The following is a 20,160-nucleotide window of genomic DNA, read 5'->3' on the forward strand; positions in this document are numbered from 1 at the left end:
CACCCTTAAAACATGTTGTGATATATTACAAGCAAGCGTAAGACGTCGGCACGACCTGCAGCATGCTGCAGCGCAAAGTGAGACGTCAGGTGCGAAGCGCCGTTCGATGGGAGGATACTTGCCGTGAAGATCACGTCGATCGAGACATTGCGCACCGAGGAATTTTCCAACGTCATCTGGGTCCGCATCCACACCGACACTGGTCTGATCGGTCTCGGCGAAACCTTCTATGGCGCCGGCGCGGTCGAAGCGCAGATCCACGACACCTTTGCCGGCCGCCTGCTCGGCCGCAATCCCCTGCACATCGAAGCGATCCATCGCGACATGCTGAATCTGCCGATGGCGCAGTCCTCGACCGGCGTCGAATACCGCGCGGCATCAGCGATCGACATCGCGCTGTGGGATCTATTCGGCAAGGTCTGCGGTCAGCCGGTGCACCAGATGCTCGGGGGCCTCTGCCGCGACAAGCAGCGCATCTACAACACCTGCGCCGGCACGCAATATGTGCGCTCGACCAATATCAGCCCGGTGGCCAATTGGAATCTCGGCGCCTCCAAGGGGCCCTATGAAGATCTCGACGGCTTCATGAACCATGCCGATGCGCTCGCCGAAAGCCTGCTCGAAAGCGGCATCTCGGCGATGAAGATCTGGCCGTTCGATCCCGCCGCGCAGGAGAACAAGGGCCTCTACATCACCGCCGCACAGATGAAGCAGGCGATTGAGCCGTTCGAGAAGATCCGCAAAGCCGTCGGCGACAAGATGGAGATCATGGTCGAGCTCCATTCGCTCTGGAATCTGCCGACCGCCAAGCAGATCGCCCGTGCGCTCGAGCCCTACAAGCCGACCTGGTACGAGGACCCGATCCGGATGAACTCGCCGCAGGCGTTGGCCGAATATGCCCGTTCGACCGACGTCTGGGTCTGCGCCAGCGAGACGCTGGGCTCGCGCTTCCCCTACAAGGACATGCTCGACCGCGACGCCATGCACGTGGTGATGGCCGATCTGTGCTGGACCGGCGGTCTCACCGAAGGCCGCAAGATCGCGGCAATGGCCGAGACCTATCACCGGCCTTTTGCTCCTCATGACTGTATTGGCCCGATCGGCTTCATCGCGGCTATCCACATGTCCTTCAGCCAGCCCAACACCCTGATCCAGGAATCCGTGCGCGCCTTCTACAAGGGCTGGTACAATGAGCTCGTCACCACGATGCCCACCATCAAGGACGGCTATGTCTTCCCGATGGAAGGCCCCGGCCTGGGCGCCGACCTCTTGCCTGCCGTCTTCGAGCGCACCGATCTCACCGTGCGCCGCTCCAACGTCTGAGGAATTCTTGAGATGAGCACTTCCCTTTTCGATCTCTCCGGCCGCACCGCGCTCGTGACCGGCTCGTCCCGCGGTCTCGGCCGTGCCATCGCCGAAGGCATGGCCAAGGCCGGCGCGAAGATCATCATCAACGGCGTCGATCCCAAGCGCGTCGAGCAGGCCGTCGCCGAGTTTCGCGCCGCCGGCCATCAGGCCGAAGGCGCCGCCTTCAACGTCACCGATGAGCCCGCAATCGTCGCCGCCTTCAACGAGTTCGACAGACAAGGCCTCGCCGTCGACATCCTCGTCAACAATGCCGGCATCCAGCACCGCAAGCCGCTGGTCGAGTTCACCACCGACGAATGGCGCAAGGTGATCGAGACCAACCTCACCAGCGCCTTCGTGATCGGCCGCGAGGCGGCCAAGCGCATGATCCCGCGCAAGCACGGCAAGATCATCAATATCGGCTCGCTCGGCAGCGAGCTCGCCCGCCCCACCATTGCGCCCTACACCGCGGCCAAGGGCGGCATTAAGAACCTGACCCGATCGATGGCGGTGGAATGGGCCCAGCACGGCATCCAGGCCAATGCGATCGGCCCCGGCTACATGCTCACCGACATGAACGAGGCACTGGTCAACAACGCCGATTTCAACAATTGGCTGATGGGCCGCATTCCCTCCAAGCGCTGGGGCAAGCCGGATGAGCTGGTGGGCGCCGCGATCTTCCTCGCCTCGGATGCGTCGACCTACGTCAACGGCCAGATCATCTATGTCGATGGCGGCATGATCGCCGCGATGTGATCGCCAAGACCACGAAGGAGCAAGCCATGCGCGCCGTCGTCATCCACGCCCCGAAGGACCTGCGGATCGACAACTATGCCGATCCCGCCGCCGGCCCTGGCGAGGTCCGCGTCAAGATCGCCAATGGCGGAATCTGCGGCTCCGATCTGCACTACTATCATCACGGCGGCTTCGGTGTCGTGCGGATTCAGCAACCGATGGCCCTGGGTCACGAGATCGCCGGCGTCGTCGCTGACGTCGGTGACGGCGTCGCCAATGTCAGGCCGGGCACGCGCGTCGCGGTCAACCCGAGCAAACCGTGCGGGGCTTGCCTGCATTGCCAGGAAGGCATGCGCAACCAGTGCCTCGACATGCGCTTCCTCGGCAGCGCGATGCGCTTTCCCCATGTGCAGGGCGGCTTTCGCGAGTTCATCACGGTCGACGCGACGCAGGCCGTGCCGATCTCAGACAAGCTGTCGCTGGCGGAAGCCGCTGTCGCCGAGCCGCTTGCGGTGTGCCTGCATGCCGGCAAGCAGGCCGGTCCCCTGCTCGGCAAGCGCGTGCTGATCACCGGCTGCGGTCCGATCGGCGCGCTGATGATTTTGGTCTCGCGCTTCGGCGGCGCGTCGGAGATTGTTGTCACCGATGTGGCCGACGCCCCGCTCGCGGTCGCGAAAAAGCTCGGCGCCACGCATGCCATCAACGTCGCGACCAATGCCACTGCGCTCGATCCCTGGCGCGCCGGCAAGGGCGTGTTCGACACGCTGTTCGAGGCCTCCGGCAACCAGGCCGCGCTCCGCACCGCGCTCGACGTGCTGAGGCCCGGCGCGACACTGGTGCAACTCGGCCTGGGCGGCGAGATGACGCTGCCGATCAATTCCATCGTGGCCAAGGAATTGCAGCTGCGCGGCACATTCCGCTTCGATCCCGAGTTCGAGCTGGCGGTGCGCCTGATGGGCGACGGCCTGATCGACGTCAAGCCGTTGATCACGGCCACCATGCCGTTCGAGAATGCGGCCGCGGCCTTCGAGCTCGCCAGCGACCGCGCGCAGTCGATGAAGGTCCAGCTTACCTTCTAGGCGCGTCGTTGGCCTGTTGCCCCTCGATCAGCCGGTCGGTGACCAGCCGCACGGCCCCGCGCTTCCAGGAATAGTCGGCGCCCATGCGTAGTCCGCTGTCGCCACGCGCCAGCACCGCGCCGGTCCTGGCATCGCGCACCTGGAAGCCGAGCGTGTATTCGGTGCGGCTGACGCGGCGCACCACGCCGATCAGTGATTGGTCCGCGCCGAGCTTGCGCGCAATGGAGACCTCGCAGCCGCCGCAATCCCGCAAAGCGCCGGCCTTCCCCGCCTCTGCGCCGACCTCGACGATGCGATAGCGGCCGGATTGGCCGAGCGCCTCGCGCACACCGCCAGTGACCTCCGCGAGATATGACGCATCCGACGCACCGGACGTCCCCGCTGAGGCGGCCGTCATGTCCTCGAGCTCGAAATCGAACACGGCAAGCGCGACCGGCGCAGGCGTGCCGAGCGCGGCCATGACCTCGCGAGATACGAACATCTGGGCGCGATCCCATGCCTCGTCATTGTCGCCGCGGAAGCTGTAGAGCTTGTCCAGCACAAGCGTCTTGGCGCCGACGTCGATCACGGCGACCTTGGCCCATTGCACCAGCGTGCTCGTCTTCTGAATGCCGCCGACCACCTTGAACACCGCTCCGTCTTGGACGGATCGCACCAAGCGGTAGCGCTGGTCTGCCTCGATGTCCCTTCGAAGCGCGGCCATGAACGCCGCCAGCCGCCGCTCGTGGGCCGCGGTCTGGTCGGTCGGCTCGCCCGAAGTGTCGGTGTAGCTGAAATCGTCCATGGCGACGCCGATGGCGGCCTGCGCAGCGAGGGGCGAGCAAGAGAGGACGAGGAGGAGACAGGCGGAGAGAACAAGGCGGCAGCGGTGCATGAACGAACCTCGTGGATGGGACGAAAATCTGGACGGGCCGCCTCAGGCCCCGCACCCGTCACCGTCCCGAGCAGCGCCGGGAAAATTTCACGACGTTGCACTGCGGCAAGTCGGGAACGCTTCCCGCCGCTGGCGTTCTGCCCTTTAATGAGGCGCGACAAGCCCGCTCGCGCCAGGTGCAAGCCGATGTGGAATCGCCCGAGATTCGATCTCAAGGTCCGTCTGACGCTGCGCGTGGCCGCGATCTCGGCTGCCTGCTTCGCCGTGATCTCGACCTATTTCCTCGTCGCCGCCGATAACGCCGCGCATGCGCGCATCGACGGGATCGCCGCCATCGTGGCCAAGACGCTCGAGCTGCAGCAAGGCAAGGTGCAATGGGGGGCGAGCCCCCGCTCGGACTTTCCGGACCTCGACCCGGTGTCGGCCCATGTGATGACGCCCGGCCTCTGCCTCGGCTTCCGCAGCGCGAGCGGCGACATGCTGCAGCGCTTTTGTAGCGGCGCGCCTGCCCCGGCGAGCCCGCCGCCGCAAGCCTTCTCCGCCTTCTATCGCAGCCTGTTCGACCCCGGCCGCGAGGCGGCGCGGCCCGTGATCGTGCGCGGAACCAAGCTCGGCGAGACCGTGGTCTCGATCGACCCGGCGGTGCAGACGGCGGAGGCCTGGCACGAGGCCGGCCGTCTGATGATCGCGCTTGCGATCGCGCTGCCGCTGCTCTGCGCCCTTGTCTATGCCGCACTGGCCCGCGCCCTGCGGCCCACCCGCATGATCGGCAGCGGCCTCGAACGCATCGCCGCCGGCGACCTCTCCACCCGGCTGCCGCCGTTCGACCTCGCCGAGCTCTCCGCCATCCGCGACGTCTTTAACCATCTCGCGGAAAGCCTCGACACGGCGCTTGCCGAGCGCAACGAGCTGACGCGGAAGCTGATCGCGCTCCAGGACGAGGAACGCCGCCATCTCGCCCGCGAACTGCACGACGAATTCGGCCAGTCCCTCGCCGCGATCCGCGCGCTGGCCGCATCCGCCCGCCAGACTGCGGCGCAGGACTGTCCCGACCTGCTCGGCGAATGCGACAGCATTGCCCGCACCGCGACCGGCATGATGGAGACGCTGCGCGGTGCCCTGTTCCGGCTGCGGCCGCCCGATGTCGAGGAGCTAGGCCTGGTCGCCAGCCTTGAAGGCCTGGTCTCGGGGTGGAACGGCCGCAGCCGCGGCCAGCCGCGCTTCGATATCCGGTTCGACGGCGCCTTCGACAGCGTGCCCGCCTCTGTCAGTGCCAACCTCTATCGGATCGTGCAGGAGGCACTCACCAACGCGGCCAAGCATGCCGGTGCAACGAAGGTTAGCCTGCATCTGACCATGGCCGACAGCGAGATCGCGCTCGCGATCGAGGACGATGGCCGGCCGAACGAAGCTGCCGCTAAGTCCGGAATGGGCCTGCTAGGCATGCGCGAGCGCGTCGCCGCGCTTCGCGGCCGGCTCAGCTTTGAGACCGGCCCTCACGGCTCGGCGCTACGCGTCTTCATTCCGCTCGCGGCTACCGGGTCTGAGGCCCTGGAGCATGCGGCATGAGCACAGCGGATGCAACCATCCTGCTGGTCGACGACCATTCCGTCGTCCGTGAGGGCTATCGCTCGGTGCTGCAGAAGCAGCCGGGCCTGCGCGTTGTCGCCGAGGCGGCCGACGGAGCGGAAGCCTATCGCCTCTACAAATCCGAGACGCCCGACCTCGTCATCATGGACCTCAGCATGCCCGGCATAGGCGGCATCGAGGCCGTCAGGCGGATCAGGCAGTGGGACAAGGCGGCACGGATTCTCGTTTTCACCATGCACGAGAACGCCGGATTTGCCGTGCAGGCGATCCGCGCCGGTGCACGGGGCTACGTCACCAAGACCAGCCCGCCCGAGACCTTGGTGCGCGCGGTCAAGGACGTGCTCGCCGGCAAGATTGCCATCAGCCCCGACATCGACCACGAGCTTGCGCTCAGCCGCATCAGCGGCGAGAGCTCCGCCGCCGACGTGCTGACGCCACGCGAGTTCGAGGTGCTGCGGTTACTGCTCGCCGAGAACACGACGGAGGAGATCGCCGAGACGCTGCATGTCAGCCCGAAGACGGTGGCGAACCTGCACTCGCTGATCAAGGACAAGCTCGGCGTCGGCTCCGACATCGAGCTGGTCCGGCTGGCGCTGCGCCAGGGGATCTTGACGGAGGTTGATCTCGGCGAAGCCTGATCGCGGCGTCGCGGATCACTCACGTGCGACCACCGAGTCCAGCCACGCGCAGTTGAGTGGCGGCACGCGCGGATCGGCGACGCGCACGCCGCGGGCAGCCGCATCCAGCCGCATCTCGCGCAATCGCGTGCGCTGCTCTTCGGGCATATGCAGCCGCTCGTGGCCCCACAGCGAGGGCCCATCAAAGGTCTCGTGCGGCTGCCAGGTCTCGGGATCGATGACGCGGCCGCCCCAGCCATATTCGATGAAGAAGCCGGACGGCGTATTCACGTAGAACGAGGTCATGTGGTCATTGGTGTGCCGGCCCAGCGTGTAGGCAATGCGTCCCTCGTCCATTTGTGCGAGATCGTAGCCCTGCCCGACATCATCGAGGCAGCCGAGCTCGACCATGAAGTGATGCATCGCCTTCCGCCCCGAGCCGACCATCGCAAAGGAGTGGTGGCGGCCGTTGACGTGGAAGAAATAAAGCCCGTAAGGCTTCAGCCCGAAATCGGAGACGTGAAAGCCGAGCACGTCGCGATAGAACGGCAACAGCGGCTCCACGTCCTCCACATTGAGCACGACATGCCCCATGCCGAGCGCGCCGGTGCGGAAGCCCGAGATCGGGCGACCCGGCCTGAACGGCTCGCTCGCAAGCTCCGGCTTGCAAAAAGCCTCCAGCCGGTTGCCGGCGGGGTCAGTGAACGCGATCAGCTCGGCGACATGCCGCTCGTCAGCGAGTGCGCGCGAACCTCGGACCACCCTGATGCCATGGCTTTCGAGCCGTCCTGCCAGCTTATCCAGTTCGACGGTCGAAGGAACTTCCCATCCCATCACCGCAAGACCGGCATCGCTGCCGCCATCGACGATCAGCCGCTGCTTGCGGTCGTCCATGCGGAAGGCCCGAATCTTGCCGCCGCGATCGACCTGCTGCATGCCGAGCAGCCCGGTCGCCATCCGGCTCCACTGCTCGAGCTGTGATGAGCTGATTCCGATATAGCCGAGCGCTGCGATTTCCATCGAACTCCTCCCGAAGGCATCGCGGTCGCCGTGTTGCGGCGAGCTTGATACCGGCCGCGCGCGATCCTACGGTGGCGTTCCGCAATCGCCTCGCGTTCGCAGGCGACAATAAGCGCGCCGCGATGTGCCACAAGGGAGGAAATAGGAAGTGTCCAAGGAGCGGACGCGGAACGGCCAGCCCCGGCAGTCTGAGGGCGTCCGCGCCTTCAAGCGCGGACTCGACGTGCTGCAGGAGGTCAACCGCTCCGGCGGCATCCGCGCCGGCGACGTTGCCCGCGCGCTCGACCTGCCTCGACCCACCGTCTACCGCCTCCTCGAAACCCTGGAGGAGCTCGGCTATATCGCCCGCAGCGCCAGCGACGACCGGTTTCGGGTCACCCGGCGTGCCCTAAGCCTCGGCGACGGCTATGATCCCGGCGTGGTGATCTGCCAGGCGGCGGCGCCTTTTCTCGCCGATCTCAGCAAGAAGCTGGTCTGGCCGGTCGATCTCTCGACTTACGAGAACGCGGCGATGGTGGTGCAGGAGACCACGCACTCTCGCAGCCCGCTCTCGATCGATCGCGGCATGATCGGCAAGCGCCTGCCGATGCTGCGCACGTCTGCGGGCCGCGCCTATCTCGCCGCCTGCCCAGCGCGCGAACGCGATCTCATCATCAATCATCTCCGCCGCATCGATGAGGCCGACGACCGCCCCTTCCTCGACCAGGGCCGGCTCGACCGCATGATCGCTGAGACCGCCGCGCGAGGCTACGCGATCCGCAGCGAGGGCGAATACAATCCCAAGACGGCTTCGATCGCCGTTGCCATCGTGCGGGACGGGGCCGTATTCGGCTGCATCTCGATCATCTGGATCCGCTCGGCGCTGGGGATCGAGGAAGCGGTCGCGCAGTTTGCGAGCCAGCTGCTGGAAACGGCGTCGGCCATTCCTGTTGCGGAATAGAAGCCGTCCGCTGGGCGGACACTTGGCACGCCGGCGTTGAAGCGCCAGCCCTGCTTGGGGAAGAGATACCCCATGCAAGATAAATCCACCCCTGAAGAGTTTGACGTCGTGATCGTCGGCCGCGGGCCCGTGGGCGCCACGCTCGCCAACCTGCTTGGACTGTGCGGCGTGCGGACGTTGGTGCTGGAGCGCGAGGCGTGGACCTATCATTTGCCGCGGGCAGTGCATTTCGACGACGAATGCATGCGCGTGTTCCAGACGATCGGACTTGCCGAGACGATCCTGCCGCATGTCATCCTCAGTCCCGGCATGCTCTTTCTCGATGCCGCCGGTCGCATGCTGCTGGACTGGTCCCGTCCACGGACGCTGACGCCGATGGGCTGGCATCTCAGCTACCGCTTCCACCAGCCGGATCTGGAGGACGCGTTGATCGGCGGACTCGCCCGCTGGCCACACGTCACCCTGCGTAACCGCTGCGATGTGTTCGCGCTCGATCAGGATGAGGATGGCGTGCGCGTGCGCTACGAAGACCTCTCCAGCGGGAAGCTCATGGAAGTTCGCGGCAGCTATGTGATCGGCTGCGACGGCGCCCGCTCGCTGGTGCGCCGCTTCATCGGTTCTAGCATGGCCGACCTCGGCTTCCACGAGCGGTGGCTGGTGATCGATGTCCTGCTCAAGCGCGAGCGCGACGACCTAGGCGACTACAGCCTTCAGCATTGCGACCCGCGCCGTCCGGCGACCTACGTGCGCGGCACCGGCACGCGGCGGCGCTGGGAGATCACGGTCCTCCCCGACGAGGATTCGCAGGACGTTGCGCAACCCGCGAAGGTCTGGGAGCTGCTGTCGCGCTGGATCACGCCCGCCGATGCCGAGATCGAGCGCGCCGCGGTCTACACGTTCCATTCGGTCATCGCGCAGCAATGGCGGAACGGGCGATTGCTGCTCGCGGGCGATTCTGCGCACCAGACCCCGCCGTTCCTCGGCCAGGGCATGTGCGCCGGCATTCGCGATGCCGCCAACCTCGCCTGGAAGCTGGCGAGCGTGATCCGCGAAGGCGCCGCGCCCGATCTGCTCGACACCTATCAGAGCGAACGGCTGCCGCATGTGCGCGCGTTCATCGAGCTCGCCATTCGCCTCGGCGGTGTCATCAACACCAAGGCGATCGAGGCCGGCCTTGCCGCCGGCGAAGCGCGCGAGAACGCGCCGGTCAAACTGGATGTGAAGAAGCCCCTGCTCGGCCCCGGACTAGAGTTCGGCGACCTGCCGCTCGCCGGACATCTCGCGCCGCAGTTCACGTTGACTGACGCCAGCCGCAGCGATGACCGGACCGGCTACAACCACGTGCTGCTCGTCGAGACAGCGGCGGCGCTCTCATCGCGTCTCATGCTTTCGCAGGCAGGGATCAAGATCCTGACCAGCGACGATGCCAACGATCTTGGGCCCTGGCTGCGCGAGCACGGCATCATCGCCGCACTGGTTCGTCCCGACCGTTACATCCGCGGCTCCGCCCGCAACGAGGCCGAGCTCGACCGCCTCATCGCCGCCATCGCCCCTGCAACCCGAATTCCTTCAGCCCAAGCGCCCTCCGCGGCCTGACCGAACCCTGTCAAGGACATTTCATGAAGCTGCTCTCATTCAGTGTGGACGGACGCCCCTCCTTCGGCGCCGTCAAGGACAACGGCGTCGTCGATCTCGGCGCGCGGATGGCGGCGTGCACCACGCTGCGGGAGCTGCTCGAAGCCGGTCAGCTCGCCGAGGCGGCAAGGCTGGCCGCCTCCGCGGCCCCTGATCATCCGCTCGACAAGATCAACTTCGCGCCCGTGATTCCCGATCCCGGCAAGATCATCTGCGTCGGCCTCAACTATCGCGATCACGTCGCCGAGACCGGCCGCACCGTCACCGAAAAGCCGGCGCTGTTTGCGCGCTTCGCCTGTAGCCAGGTCGGCCATCTCCAGCCCATCGTCAAACCTGGGGTGAGCGACAACTTCGACTACGAAGGCGAGCTCGCGCTCGTCATCGGCAAGGCGGGCCGTCACATCCCCCCTGGCCGCGCGCTCGATCACGTCGCCGGCTATTCCTGCTACAACGAAGGCAGCATCCGCGACTGGCAGCGCCACACCAGCCAATTCCTCGCGGGGAAGACCTTTGCCGAGAGCGGCAGTTTCGGTCCGTGGCTGGTGACGACCGACGAGATTCCGGATCCGTCAAAACTCACCTTGCAGACAAGGCTCAACGGCAACGTCGTGCAGAACACCACGACGGATCTCCTGATCACAGCCATCCCCGAGCTGATCGCCTACATCTCCACCATCTGTCCGCTGCTGCCCGGCGACGTCATCGTCACGGGCACGCCGGGCGGTGTCGGCGCCAAGCGCACGCCGCCGCTGTGGATGCGCCCCGGCGACACCGTCGAGGTCGAGATCTCCGGCATCGGCACCCTGCGCAACACGGTGATCGCCGAACCGGCCTGACCGTCAACATCGATCAATCAACGATAACATCAAGGAAACGCCATGGGCACGACCCGCACCACCTCCGCCGCCACCCTCCTGATCGCACTTGCGCTCGCGCCCCTCCCCGCGCGGGCCGAGATCAAGGGCGAGGCCATCCGCATCGGCGTCCTCACGGACATGAACGGCGTGTTCGCGACCGCCATGGGTCCGGGCTCGGTCGAAGCGGCGCGAATGGCCGCCGAGGAGTTCGGCGGCAAGATCAACGGCAAGCCGATCGAGATCTTGCAGGCCGATCACCAGAACAAGCCGGATCTCGCCGCATCGCTGGCGCGAAAATGGTTCAGCGACGGCGTCCAGGCCGTCGCCGATGGCGGCAGCTCCGGCGCAGCGCTGGCGGTGCAGGAGCTGGTGCGCGGCAACGGCAAGATATTCCTCATCTCCGGCGCCGGCGCGAACCAGCTGACCGATGAAGCGTGCGCGCCAACCAGCGTGCAATGGACCCAGGACGCCTATTCCACCGCGACCGCCGTGGTCTCCGGCATCATGCAGACCAGCAAGGAGCCCTGGTTCTTCATCACCGGCGACTACGCCTTCGGCCATTCGATCGAGGTGACCGCACGCGAGCGCATCGCCGCACTCGGCGGCAAGGTCGCCGGCAGCGTCAAGGCGCAGCTCGGCACGCCCGATTACAGCTCATTCCTGCTCCAGGCGCAGTCGTCGGGCGCCAAGATCCTGGCCATCAACGTTGCCGGCGACAACGCGACCGCGATCAAGCAGGCCGAGGAGTTCGGCCTCGCCAGCCAAGGCATGAAGATCGTGCCGATGTCGTTCCAGAACGTCGACATCGAGGCGGTTGGGCTCAAAGCGACGCGCGGTGATCTCATCGTCACCTCCTTCTTCGAGGATGTCTCGCCGGCAGCCCGGAAATTCTCCGATGCCTTCTATGCTCGCCGCAAGGCGATGCCCTCGCAGATTCAGGCCGGCGTCTATTCCGCCGTGCGCCACTATCTGCAGGCCGTGAAGGACACCGGTTCCGATGAGGGCGCCGTCGTGATGGCCAAAATGAAGGCGACGCCGGTGTCGGACGCCTACACCCCCAACGGCCGCATTCGCGAGGACCAACGCATGGTGCACGATCTCTATCTGGTGCAGGTCAAGACACCGGAGGAATCCAAGGGCCCGTGGGACTTCGTCAAGCTGGTCGCGACGATCCCGCCCGACCAGGCCTTCCGCCCGCTCGATCGCAGCAAATGCAGCCTGGTCGGCAAATAAAGCCCTCTGAAGCGAAGTGGATACCGCTTCGCTTCAGAGAACGCGTCAAGTTGGAAGCTGACCGTCAGGCGAGATAGCGCGTCAGATAGCCTTCCATCGCGTAGAGCGCGCAGAGCGCGAGGCTCGACCACACCGCGGCGCTGAAATACAGGAACATCCAGGTCAGCTCGCCCTTCCAGTGCGCGATGTCATGGGTCACCACCCAGCGCGTCGAGACGTCATGCAGTCCTTCGAGGAAGCCGAGGAATGTGTTGCCCTCTTCATGCCCTGCCCGCCAGCGGCTGAGATACATCGGCACATCGACGGTGATGAGGAAGGCGAGGAAGCAGGCGATGCCGACGATGCCTGACATCAGCGCCCAGCGCACCACGCCCTGGAATTCCGGCATCAGGCGGCACAGCGCGATGCCGGCCAGGAAGAAGGTCACAGCCCACAGCGAATTCTCGATCGCGTTGTAGAGGAAGTTGGTCGTCACCACCGCGTACCAGGAGAAGCATTCCGCGATGATGATGATCGGCACGATCACGAGCGCGATGTTCACCGCGGTCTCCGCGCCCGTCATCTTGCCGAGCTGATGCAGGATGATGGCCCATTGCGCGGCGAAGCAGAGCTCGGCCACCGTCGCCACCGTCCGGCCGACGGCGACGCTGGAGAGCCAGGTGTCGAACAGGCAGATGCGCTGCACGTCGGCGCGCGGCAGCACCGAACGGAAGGCGCAGCCGAACACATAGCCGGCGCACAGCAGGAACATCAGCCCGATGTCCGAGCCGCCACCGAGGCTGGCCGAAGGCGTCGGATAGAACTCACGATAGAGCATGAACCAGACGAGGATATTGGCGCTGCTCACCAGCGTGAGGGATCCCCACCACCACGCCAGGGGATTTGACCGCGCCTGCCACTGCAACATAAACCGCTCCGCAAAAATTATCGATCCGACACGTCGTCGTAATAATCCTGTCACAGAACGACAGGCAATCACGACAAAAATCTGTGTGCCCGGTCGTTCCAGCGGTGCCCGGAAGGCGCAAGAAGCGCTGCGAGCCGAGTGTCCACATATCGGACAATTTTCTCATGGATGGCGAATCTATTGGACATTCGAAATCCGTCCGTCTGATATTCCGGGATGGCTCCGACTGACTCACCCAAGCCGCAGCGCCCGCTCTCCTCTGCCGCAGCCGTGCTGGCCGAGAGCGCCGATGACGCCGCTTTCGCCACCACTCTGGCCAAGGGGCTCGTCGTGCTCGAGGCGTTCAAGGCCGGGAGCACGCTGCTGGGTAACATGGAGCTGTCGACGCTGACCGGCATCCCGCGCCCGACGGTGGCGAGGCTGACCCATACCTTGGCCGAGCTCGGCTATCTCCGCTACGACGCCGAGCGGTCGAAGTACCGCGTCGGTGCACGGGCGCTGCGGATGGCGCATCCCCTGCTCGCCGGAATGCAATTCCGCCAAGTTGCGCGGCCCATGATGCAGGAGCTGGCGCACAGCGTCCGCGGCACGGTGTCGATCGGCCTGCTCGATGCGACGTCGATGATCTATGTCGAGACCGCGCGCTCCGGCGATGTCGGCCCGCACGTGCCCGACATCGGCATGCCCATTCCCGTCGTGATGACCGCCATGGGCCGCGCCGCGGCGGCGACCTTGCCGCCGGCCGATGCAGACCGGCTGGAACGCAATCTCGCCGCCGAGGATGCCGGATTGTGGTCGGCGCTCCGCGACAAATACCGCGCCGGCATCGCGCAATGCAAAAGCCGCGGCTTCTGCACCTGCTGGGGCGAGTACATGGCCTCGATCCATGCCGTCGCCGCGCCGCTGTTTCATATCGGCGAAGCGAAACAATCATTCTCGATCAATTGCGGCATCCCCGCCTTCCGGCTCCAGCCTGGGCAGCTCGAGGGCGAAATCGGTCCGCGCATCGCGGCGCTCGCCGATGGCATCCGGGCCATGGTCGGGCAGGCCGAGCTCAAGCCGCCGCCGCGCAAAACCAAGAAAATCACAAGCGCCGGAACATGATATGGCTGGACCGCTCGAAGGATTGAAGGTTCTCGACATCGCGACGATCATCGCCGCGCCGTTCGCCGCCACGCTGCTGGCCGACTACGGCGCGGACGTGCTCAAGATCGAGATGCCCGGGCACGGCGACGGCGTGCGGTCGTTTCCGCCGTTCAAGAACGGCAAGCCGCTGTGGTGGAAGGCCGCCAACCGCAACAAGAAGTTTGCCACGCTCGATCTGCGCACGCCGGAAGGGCTTGCGCTGTTCAAGCAGCTGCTTCCACGCTTCGACGTGCTGATCGAGAATTTTCGTCCGGGAACGCTGGATCGCTGGGGGCTTCCCAAGGAGGTGCTGTGGTCGATCCAGCCGCGTCTCGTGATTCTGCGCGCCACCGCCTTCGGGCAGGATGGCCCCTATCGCGAGCGCCCCGGCTTCGCCCGCATCTTCGAGGCCATGGGCGGACTGACTTACATCACCGGCGAGAGCGGCGGCGAACCGACCCATCCCGGATACCCGATCGGGGATTCGATCGGCGGCCTGTTCGGCGCCGTCGGCGTGCTGGCAGCGCTGTGGAAGCGGGCGCGCGACCCGGATGCGCCGGGCGAGGAGATCGATCTCGCGCTGACCGAAGCCACCTTCCGCCTGCTCGACGTCCTCGCCATCGAGCACGACCAGCTCGGCACCGTTCGCAGCCGCATCGGCAACGCCAATGGTTATTCAGCACCGGCCGCGGTGTTTCGCACCCGCGACGGTCACTGGGTCACGCTCGCAGGTTCGACCAACGCGCTCTTTGCAGCGAACTGCCGGGCGATCGGCCGCCCCGATCTGATCGCGGATCCGCGCTTTGCCGGCAATGAGCAGCGCGTCCAGCACGCCGCCGAGCTCAACGACATCTTTGCGGCCTGGTGCGCCGCGCACCCCCTCGACGAGGTCCTCGCGAGCTTCAACGCCGCGCAGGGAACGCTCGCCCCGATCTATTCGATAGATCAGATCGCCGACGACCCGCAGGTGAAGGCGCGCGAGGTGATCACGCGGGTTGCCGACCGGGATTTCGGCACGGTCGCCATGACCAATGTCGTGCCGCGTTTCACCGTCGATCCCGCGCGCCTGCGCCATGCCGCGGGCGACGTCGGCCAGGACAATGACGAGGTCTACCGGGATTGGCTCGGGCTCTCGGACGCCAGGATCGAGCAGCTCACCCAACGAAAGGTGATCTGAGGTCGTAAGAGCGGCAGATAAAAGAGAAACAAATACAGGGAGGAAGACAACAGTGGCATCGTTCAAGGTGACGCGGCGAGCTCTGCTGGGCACGATCGCGGGCGGGCTCGCGGCCGGCTCAGGCATGAGGGCACATGCCGAGGACGCCTGGCCCTCGCGCATGGTCCGTCTGATCTCGCCTTACGGGCCCGGCGGGTCCAACGACATCTCGCTGCGTCTGCTCGCCGAAGAGTTCGGCCGCAGCCTGCGTCAGCAGTTTATTGTCGAGAACAAGCCGGGCGCCGGCACGCGCATCGCCAACGACATGGTCGCCCATGCGCCGGGCGACGGCTACACCATCCTCTATGTCGCGGCGCCCTACGCCACCGCCGAGGCGCTGTTCGGCAAGCTGACCTATGAGCGCAAGGATCTGGCGCCGGTGGCGATGGTGGTGATCGCGCCGCTGTTCCTCATCATCAGCGCCGACGCGCCGTTCAAGACGCTTCCCGACCTGATCGCCTACGGCAAATCCAAGCCCGACGGCCTCACCTTCGCCTCCCCAGGCGCCGGCTCGCAGCCGCATCTTGCCGGAGAGCTCCTGTTCCGCGACGCCGGCGTCAAGGGTTTGAACATCCCGTTCCGGGGCGATGCGGCCTCCTACACCGAGCTGCTCGCCGGACGCGTCGACGCCACACTGACCGCGCTGCCGACGGCCTTGCCCTACATCCAGAGCGGCAAGTTCACCGTGCTCGGCGTCGCCTCGGCCGAGCGCAGCGCGCTGTATCCGCAGGCACCGACGCTGCGCGAGCAGGGCTTTCCCAATGTGGCTGCGGCCGGCTGGTACGGCTTCATGGTGCCGTCCACGACGCCGCGCGCCATCGTGGACAAATTCCAGGCCGAGGTTCTGCGGGCGCTCGCCGAGCCTGCGATCAAGGACAAGCTGACCGCGCAGGGCCTCGAAGTGCGCCCAGGCACCGCCGCCGAGTTCAGCAAGTTCATCGACGCCGAAACGCAGAAATGGACCAAGCTGATCCGCGACGCCGGCCTCAAGGGCGAATGAGGATTGCTGGAGGAAACCGACATGAAAAACGTCGTCACCAAATTCATCGCAGCCTCCGCCCTTCTCCTCTCGGTCGCGGCAGCGCAGGCACAAAAGAAATACGATCCCGGCGCGTCCGACACCGCGATCAAGGTGGGCCAGACCGTGCCGCTCAGCGGCCCGGCCTCGGCCTACGCGGTGATCGGCAAGACCCAGGCCGCCTATCTGAGGATGATCAACGACCAGGGCGGCGTGAACGGCCGCAAGGTCGAGCTGATCCAGTATGACGATGCCTATTCGCCGCCGAAGACGGTGGAGCAGGTCCGCAAGCTCGTCGAAAGCGACGAAGTGCTTTTGACCTTCCAGATCATCGGCACCGCCCCGAACGTCGCCGTGCAGAAATATCTCAACGCCAAGAAGATCCCGCAGCTCTTCGCCGCCACCGGCGCCGCACGCTTCACCGATCCAAAGAACTTCCCCTGGACCATGGGTTTCAACCCCTCTTACCTCGTCGAGGGCCGGATCTATGCGCAATACCTCCTGAAGAACCATCCGAACGCCAAAATCGGCGTGCTCTACCAGAACGACGATCTCGGCAAGGATTATCTCGCCGGCCTCAAGGCGGGCCTCGGCGACAAGGCGAACATGGTCGTCGCCGAGACCTCCTACGAGATCAACGAGCCGACGATCGACTCGCAGATCCTGCGGTTGAAGGATGCGGGCGCCGACGTGCTGTTTAGCGCGACCACGCCGAAGCAGGCCGCGCAGGCCATCAAGAAGGTCGCCGAGATCGGCTGGAAGGCGCTGCACATCATCGACATCAACGCCTCCTCGCTCAGCGCCGTGCTGAAGCCCGCCGGGCTCGACAATTCCAAGGGCATCATCAGCGTCGGATACGTCAAGGATGCCGCGGATCCCGAATGGAAGGACGACCCGGGCATGAAGCGCTACCTCGCCTTCATGGCCAAGTACTATCCTGAGGGCGACAAGGATTCGAACCTGAACGTCTACGGCTACATCACCGCGCAGCTCCTGGTGCAAGTGCTGAAGCAATGCGGCGACGATCTGACCCGCGAGAACGTGATGCGACAGGCGGCCAACCTCAAGAACGTCGAGCTCGACCTGACGCTCCCGGGGATCTCGGTCACGACCACGCCGACGGACTATCGCGTCAACAAGCAGTTCCAGATGGTGCAGTTCGACGGCCAGCGCTGGCAGAAGCTCGGCGACATCGTCACGGACGAAGCCAGGGAGTGAACCCGCTTCGCCGGCGCTCAACGCCTTTCGGCGTAACGGCCGCCGCCACGGATGAGATCGTCGCGTTCCGCGGCATGGCGCTGGTATTCGGAGATCGCGCGGTTGGCCATGCGGATCCGATTCGTGTGTCCCTCCTCGACCATCACGGTGATGCGCTGCGCCAGGAACACGCAGGCGTCGAATTCGTCGCTTATGGCGCCCGTTCGCGTAAGAAAGTCCCAGGCGATCTCGTAGGCCTGCTCCGCCGCGGGATTGCGGTAATCGCTGAAGATGATGTGCGTCATCACTGCCAAAGCCTGATCGCAGCGATCGTTCCTAGGCTCACGCGCAGATGGCAGGGAACCCGGCGGCGCGAAAAAACCACCGGCCGCGGGGCGCGCCGGTGGTTCGCTGTCAGCGAGGAACGCGAAGAACTACGCGGCCTGCCGCTGATGCGTGAGGTACTCCATGGTGACCATCTCGACATTGGAATCGATCCAGGCCGCCATGCGCTGCTCCTCCTTCAATGACGTCTCGAGCGGCTCCTTCGCCTCCGGCATGCCGGCCGCGCCGCACAGCGCGAGCAGCGACTTGTAGGCGGCGATCTCGAAATTCTCGAAGGCGTTGTTCGCGAAAGTGTTCTTCAGAATCTCGTCGCCGGCAACCGAATGCGCCATGGCCATCACGTTGGCCATCACCGACTGCGCCGTATCCTTCAGGCTCGACGTGCTCTCGCCACAGGCTTCCAGGCACTTTTCGAGGCGACGCAGCTGCTCATTGGTCTCCTGAAGGTGCGCCGTGATCTTCGCCTTGACCTCGGGATATTCGTCCAGCCGCTCCGACTGGCGCTCCATCAACTCTCGCGCCTGCACTTCCATCGCATGCGCATTGCGTGGTCCCACCACGAACGTATCGCGGGCTGCATTGGCCATTTTCCTGTTCTCCATTTGACTGGCATCGTTCGCGCAACCGGGAAGCACGGGCGATTGTTCCTAACACGGCCGCGCTGATTGCCGCAGGAGAGACCATGTCTTCGTCGCCTGTTCCGGCCGAAGGACCCAGCGCTAACCTGCGATAGCCAAACGGAAACGTGGTCTTCGACCGCGGGAACGCCGGCTGCGCCCCGCCGTTCACAGCAGCGCGTGGTCACAGCGCGACGTTGCGCCCTCACCCCAGCGACAATGATGATCTAATGACCGACAGTCCTTCACCCGCCAGCAATTTCCCGGTGCCGCGTCCGGGCCAGGGGCAGCCGGACAACGCCTCAGATCCCTATTTCATGCAGATCCGCGATGACCTCGCGGACAAGGGCTTCTTCACCGCCACCGCCGAGGATTTGATCACCTGGGCGCGGACGGGATCGCTGATGTGGATGACGTTTGGACTCGCCTGCTGCGCCGTCGAGATGATGCAGATGTCGATGCCGCGCTATGACGCCGAGCGGTTCGGCTTTGCGCCGCGGGCCTCACCGCGTCAATCCGACGTGATCATCGTGGCAGGCACCTTGACCAACAAGATGGCCCCGGCCTTCCGCAAGGTCTACGACCAGATGCCCGAGCCGCGTTACGTGATCTCGATGGGATCCTGCGCCAACGGCGGCGGCTATTACCATTACTCCTATTCCGTCGTGCGCGGCTGCGACCGCGTGGTGCCGGTCGACATCTACGTCCCCGGCTGCCCGCCGACCGCGGAAGCGCTGCTCTACGGCGTGATGCTGCTCCAGAAGAAAATCCGGCGGATGGGCACGATAGAACGATGACACATCAGACTGGGTCGACACGGACCGGCATGACGCAAATTCCTCTTTCCCCGGCGGCCGAGGCGGAAAACCCCGAATTCGACCTCGAGCGAAACGACAACACACGACAGATCGTGGCCGACGTTGCCTACCGGCAGCTTGCCATCGTCAACGTGATCTTTGTCGGCCGCGAAGGTGCTGGCGACGGCAACTGGGTACTGGTCGACTCCGGCATCCCCGGAGCGGCACCGGCGATTCGCTCCGCCGCCAAGGCTCGGTTCGGCGGCCACGGCCGCCCGGCCTGCATCATCATGACACACGCTCATTTCGATCACGTCGGTGTGCTCGAGACGCTGGCGAACGAGTGGGACGTCCCGGTTTATGCGCATCACGCCGAGCATCCCTATCTCGACGGCACGCAATCCTATCCGCCAGCCGATCCGAGTGTCGGTGGCGGCTTGCTCGCCCTGCTCTCTCCGCTGTTTCCGACAAGACCCGTCAACGTCGCATCCCGCCTTTATGATCTGCCCTCGGACCACAGCGTGCCCTTCATGCAAGACTGGCGGTGGATCCCGACGCCCGGCCACACGCCCGGTCATGTCTCGCTCTGGCGTGAGCGCGACCGCGTCCTGATCGCCGGCGACGCCTTCATCACCACCCGGCAGGAGTCAGTTTACGCGGCAATGACGCAAACGCCAGAGATGCACGGGCCGCCGATGTATTTCACGCCGGATTGGGCCAGCGCAAAAACCTCGGTGCGCGAACTTGCCGCGCTTGCTCCCGAGATCGTCGTGACCGGCCATGGCGCGGCGATGCAAGGACCGGCGATGCGCGTTGCGCTCGATGCTCTGGCCGAGTTGTTCGACGAGGTCGCCGTACCTTCCCATCGACGCGCATAGGAGTGGTGGTGGGGGACCGCGTCAATTTCGGCTTTGCGGTCCGCGAATTTCGAAGCGATCTGAACCGCGATTGCAGATGATTAGGAACGCAACCCCACGGCCTTCATTGCGCCAATGCGACAGAACAAAAAGG

At 65.3% G+C, this 20,160-nt stretch carries 20 protein-coding genes; 15 read left to right on the plus strand and 5 right to left on the minus strand.

Going from position 1 to position 20,160, the window contains the following annotated elements; all coding sequences use genetic code 11:
- The first annotated feature begins 123 nt into the window (after positions 1–123).
- From I6F36_RS03130 to I6F36_RS03140, 3 genes are read left to right on the plus strand one after another with little or no spacing between them, the layout of a single operon-like run.
- Complete coding sequence (locus I6F36_RS03130; protein WP_225132551.1) at positions 124–1,323, plus strand: mandelate racemase/muconate lactonizing enzyme family protein; 1,200 nt, start codon at positions 124–126, stop codon at positions 1,321–1,323.
- A 12-nt stretch (positions 1,324–1,335) separates the two neighbouring features.
- Positions 1,336–2,103: a glucose 1-dehydrogenase gene (locus I6F36_RS03135; protein WP_225132552.1), complete on the plus strand. Its 768-nt coding sequence runs from the start codon at positions 1,336–1,338 to the stop codon at positions 2,101–2,103.
- A gap of 26 nt (positions 2,104–2,129) precedes the next feature.
- A complete protein-coding gene (locus I6F36_RS03140) occupies positions 2,130–3,161 on the plus strand; it encodes an L-idonate 5-dehydrogenase (RefSeq protein ID WP_036044783.1) in 1,032 nt (343 codons plus the stop codon).
- Here the strand turns inward: I6F36_RS03140 and I6F36_RS03145 are convergent.
- A complete protein-coding gene (locus I6F36_RS03145) occupies positions 3,151–4,035 on the minus strand; it encodes a DUF3280 domain-containing protein (RefSeq protein ID WP_225132553.1) in 885 nt (294 codons plus the stop codon). The two genes, I6F36_RS03140 and I6F36_RS03145, sit on opposite strands and share 11 nt — an antisense overlap.
- A gap of 186 nt (positions 4,036–4,221) precedes the next feature.
- On the opposite strand from I6F36_RS03145, the gene I6F36_RS03150 reads away from it, so the two are divergent.
- Positions 4,222–5,604 (plus strand): sensor histidine kinase, encoded by a 1,383-nt coding sequence (locus tag I6F36_RS03150; protein WP_225132554.1) that lies wholly within the window; start codon positions 4,222–4,224, stop codon positions 5,602–5,604.
- Entirely contained in the window at positions 5,601–6,263 is a 663-nt protein-coding gene (locus I6F36_RS03155; protein WP_225171018.1) for a response regulator transcription factor, read from the plus strand. Before I6F36_RS03150 ends, I6F36_RS03155 begins: the two co-directional genes overlap by 4 nt.
- Positions 6,264–6,278: 15 nt before the next feature.
- Here the strand turns inward: I6F36_RS03155 and I6F36_RS03160 are convergent, their stop codons facing one another.
- On the minus strand, positions 6,279–7,262 hold the full coding sequence (locus I6F36_RS03160; protein ID WP_225132556.1) for a VOC family protein: 984 nt from the start codon (positions 7,260–7,262) through the stop codon (positions 6,279–6,281).
- Positions 7,263–7,410: 148 nt separating this feature from the next.
- Between I6F36_RS03160 and I6F36_RS03165 the strand changes: the two genes are divergently transcribed.
- The 4 genes from I6F36_RS03165 (at position 7,411) to I6F36_RS03180 (ending at position 11,927) form a co-directional block, all read left to right on the plus strand.
- Positions 7,411–8,202 carry a DNA-binding transcriptional regulator gene (locus tag I6F36_RS03165; RefSeq protein WP_225132557.1) on the plus strand — a complete coding sequence of 264 codons (792 nt, stop codon included), beginning with the start codon at positions 7,411–7,413 and terminating at the stop codon, positions 8,200–8,202.
- Positions 8,203–8,274: 72 nt separating this feature from the next.
- Positions 8,275–9,798 (plus strand): bifunctional 3-(3-hydroxy-phenyl)propionate/3-hydroxycinnamic acid hydroxylase, encoded by a 1,524-nt coding sequence (locus I6F36_RS03170; RefSeq protein ID WP_225171019.1) that lies wholly within the window; start codon positions 8,275–8,277, stop codon positions 9,796–9,798.
- 23 nt (positions 9,799–9,821) lie between these two features.
- Entirely contained in the window at positions 9,822–10,673 is an 852-nt protein-coding gene (locus I6F36_RS03175) for a fumarylacetoacetate hydrolase family protein (protein ID WP_225132559.1), read from the plus strand.
- 42 nt (positions 10,674–10,715) lie between these two features.
- Entirely contained in the window at positions 10,716–11,927 is a 1,212-nt protein-coding gene (locus tag I6F36_RS03180) for an ABC transporter substrate-binding protein (RefSeq protein ID WP_225132560.1), read from the plus strand.
- A gap of 64 nt (positions 11,928–11,991) precedes the next feature.
- On the opposite strand, the gene I6F36_RS03185 is transcribed toward I6F36_RS03180, so the two are convergent.
- A complete protein-coding gene (locus I6F36_RS03185; RefSeq protein ID WP_036013504.1) occupies positions 11,992–12,834 on the minus strand; it encodes a hypothetical protein in 843 nt (280 codons plus the stop codon).
- 216 nt (positions 12,835–13,050) lie between these two features.
- Between I6F36_RS03185 and I6F36_RS03190 the strand changes: the two genes are divergently transcribed.
- From I6F36_RS03190 to I6F36_RS03205, 4 genes are read left to right on the plus strand one after another with little or no spacing between them, the layout of a single operon-like run.
- Positions 13,051–13,938 carry an IclR family transcriptional regulator gene (locus tag I6F36_RS03190; protein WP_057029685.1) on the plus strand — a complete coding sequence of 296 codons (888 nt, stop codon included), beginning with the start codon at positions 13,051–13,053 and terminating at the stop codon, positions 13,936–13,938.
- 1 nt (position 13,939) lies between these two features.
- Entirely contained in the window at positions 13,940–15,136 is a 1,197-nt protein-coding gene (locus I6F36_RS03195; RefSeq protein WP_225132561.1) for a CaiB/BaiF CoA-transferase family protein, read from the plus strand.
- 52 nt (positions 15,137–15,188) lie between these two features.
- Positions 15,189–16,175 (plus strand): tripartite tricarboxylate transporter substrate binding protein, encoded by a 987-nt coding sequence (locus I6F36_RS03200; protein WP_036013495.1) that lies wholly within the window; start codon positions 15,189–15,191, stop codon positions 16,173–16,175.
- A gap of 21 nt (positions 16,176–16,196) precedes the next feature.
- Positions 16,197–17,411, plus strand: coding sequence for an ABC transporter substrate-binding protein (locus tag I6F36_RS03205; protein ID WP_225132562.1), 1,215 nt, complete (start codon positions 16,197–16,199; stop codon positions 17,409–17,411).
- A gap of 17 nt (positions 17,412–17,428) precedes the next feature.
- Here the strand turns inward: I6F36_RS03205 and I6F36_RS03210 are convergent, their stop codons facing one another.
- Positions 17,429–17,695, minus strand: coding sequence for a hypothetical protein (locus tag I6F36_RS03210; protein WP_081493004.1), 267 nt, complete (start codon positions 17,693–17,695; stop codon positions 17,429–17,431).
- Positions 17,696–17,824: 129 nt separating this feature from the next.
- Positions 17,825–18,322: a ferritin-like domain-containing protein gene (locus tag I6F36_RS03215; RefSeq protein WP_225171020.1), complete on the minus strand. Its 498-nt coding sequence runs from the start codon at positions 18,320–18,322 to the stop codon at positions 17,825–17,827.
- Between the two features lie 260 nt (positions 18,323–18,582).
- Between I6F36_RS03215 and I6F36_RS03220 the strand changes: the two genes are divergently transcribed.
- Both I6F36_RS03220 and I6F36_RS03225 read left to right on the plus strand, forming a co-directional pair.
- A complete protein-coding gene (locus I6F36_RS03220) occupies positions 18,583–19,149 on the plus strand; it encodes an NADH-quinone oxidoreductase subunit B family protein (RefSeq protein ID WP_225124950.1) in 567 nt (188 codons plus the stop codon).
- A 29-nt stretch (positions 19,150–19,178) separates the two neighbouring features.
- Positions 19,179–20,027: an MBL fold metallo-hydrolase gene (locus I6F36_RS03225; RefSeq protein WP_225132788.1), complete on the plus strand. Its 849-nt coding sequence runs from the start codon at positions 19,179–19,181 to the stop codon at positions 20,025–20,027.
- Positions 20,028–20,160 lie beyond the last annotated feature (133 nt).

It is taken from the genome of Bradyrhizobium sp. BRP19, assembly GCF_020194195.1.
Classification (GTDB): domain Bacteria; phylum Pseudomonadota; class Alphaproteobacteria; order Rhizobiales; family Xanthobacteraceae; genus Bradyrhizobium; species Bradyrhizobium yuanmingense.

Bases quoted from the DNA above. Each gene is read 5' to 3' on its own strand.
- I6F36_RS03135 (WP_225132552.1), top strand. From the start codon at position 1,336: ATGAGCACTTCCCTTTTCGATCTCTCCGGCCGCACCGCGCTCGTGACC.
- I6F36_RS03140 (WP_036044783.1), top strand. From the start codon at position 2,130: ATGCGCGCCGTCGTCATCCACGCCCCGAAGGACCTGCGGATCGACAAC.
- I6F36_RS03145 (WP_225132553.1), bottom strand. From the start codon at position 4,035: ATGCACCGCTGCCGCCTTGTTCTCTCCGCCTGTCTCCTCCTCGTCCTC.
- I6F36_RS03150 (WP_225132554.1), top strand. From the start codon at position 4,222: ATGTGGAATCGCCCGAGATTCGATCTCAAGGTCCGTCTGACGCTGCGC.
- I6F36_RS03155 (WP_225171018.1), top strand. From the start codon at position 5,601: ATGAGCACAGCGGATGCAACCATCCTGCTGGTCGACGACCATTCCGTC.
- I6F36_RS03160 (WP_225132556.1), bottom strand. From the start codon at position 7,262: ATGGAAATCGCAGCGCTCGGCTATATCGGAATCAGCTCATCACAGCTC.
- I6F36_RS03170 (WP_225171019.1), top strand. From the start codon at position 8,275: ATGCAAGATAAATCCACCCCTGAAGAGTTTGACGTCGTGATCGTCGGC.
- I6F36_RS03175 (WP_225132559.1), top strand. From the start codon at position 9,822: ATGAAGCTGCTCTCATTCAGTGTGGACGGACGCCCCTCCTTCGGCGCC.
- I6F36_RS03180 (WP_225132560.1), top strand. From the start codon at position 10,716: ATGGGCACGACCCGCACCACCTCCGCCGCCACCCTCCTGATCGCACTT.
- I6F36_RS03185 (WP_036013504.1), bottom strand. From the start codon at position 12,834: ATGTTGCAGTGGCAGGCGCGGTCAAATCCCCTGGCGTGGTGGTGGGGA.
- I6F36_RS03190 (WP_057029685.1), top strand. From the start codon at position 13,051: ATGGCTCCGACTGACTCACCCAAGCCGCAGCGCCCGCTCTCCTCTGCC.
- I6F36_RS03195 (WP_225132561.1), top strand. From the start codon at position 13,940: ATGGCTGGACCGCTCGAAGGATTGAAGGTTCTCGACATCGCGACGATC.
- I6F36_RS03205 (WP_225132562.1), top strand. From the start codon at position 16,197: ATGAAAAACGTCGTCACCAAATTCATCGCAGCCTCCGCCCTTCTCCTC.
- I6F36_RS03210 (WP_081493004.1), bottom strand. From the start codon at position 17,695: ATGACGCACATCATCTTCAGCGATTACCGCAATCCCGCGGCGGAGCAG.
- I6F36_RS03215 (WP_225171020.1), bottom strand. From the start codon at position 18,322: ATGGCCAATGCAGCCCGCGATACGTTCGTGGTGGGACCACGCAATGCG.
- I6F36_RS03220 (WP_225124950.1), top strand. From the start codon at position 18,583: ATGACCGACAGTCCTTCACCCGCCAGCAATTTCCCGGTGCCGCGTCCG.
- I6F36_RS03225 (WP_225132788.1), top strand. From the start codon at position 19,179: ATGACGCAAATTCCTCTTTCCCCGGCGGCCGAGGCGGAAAACCCCGAA.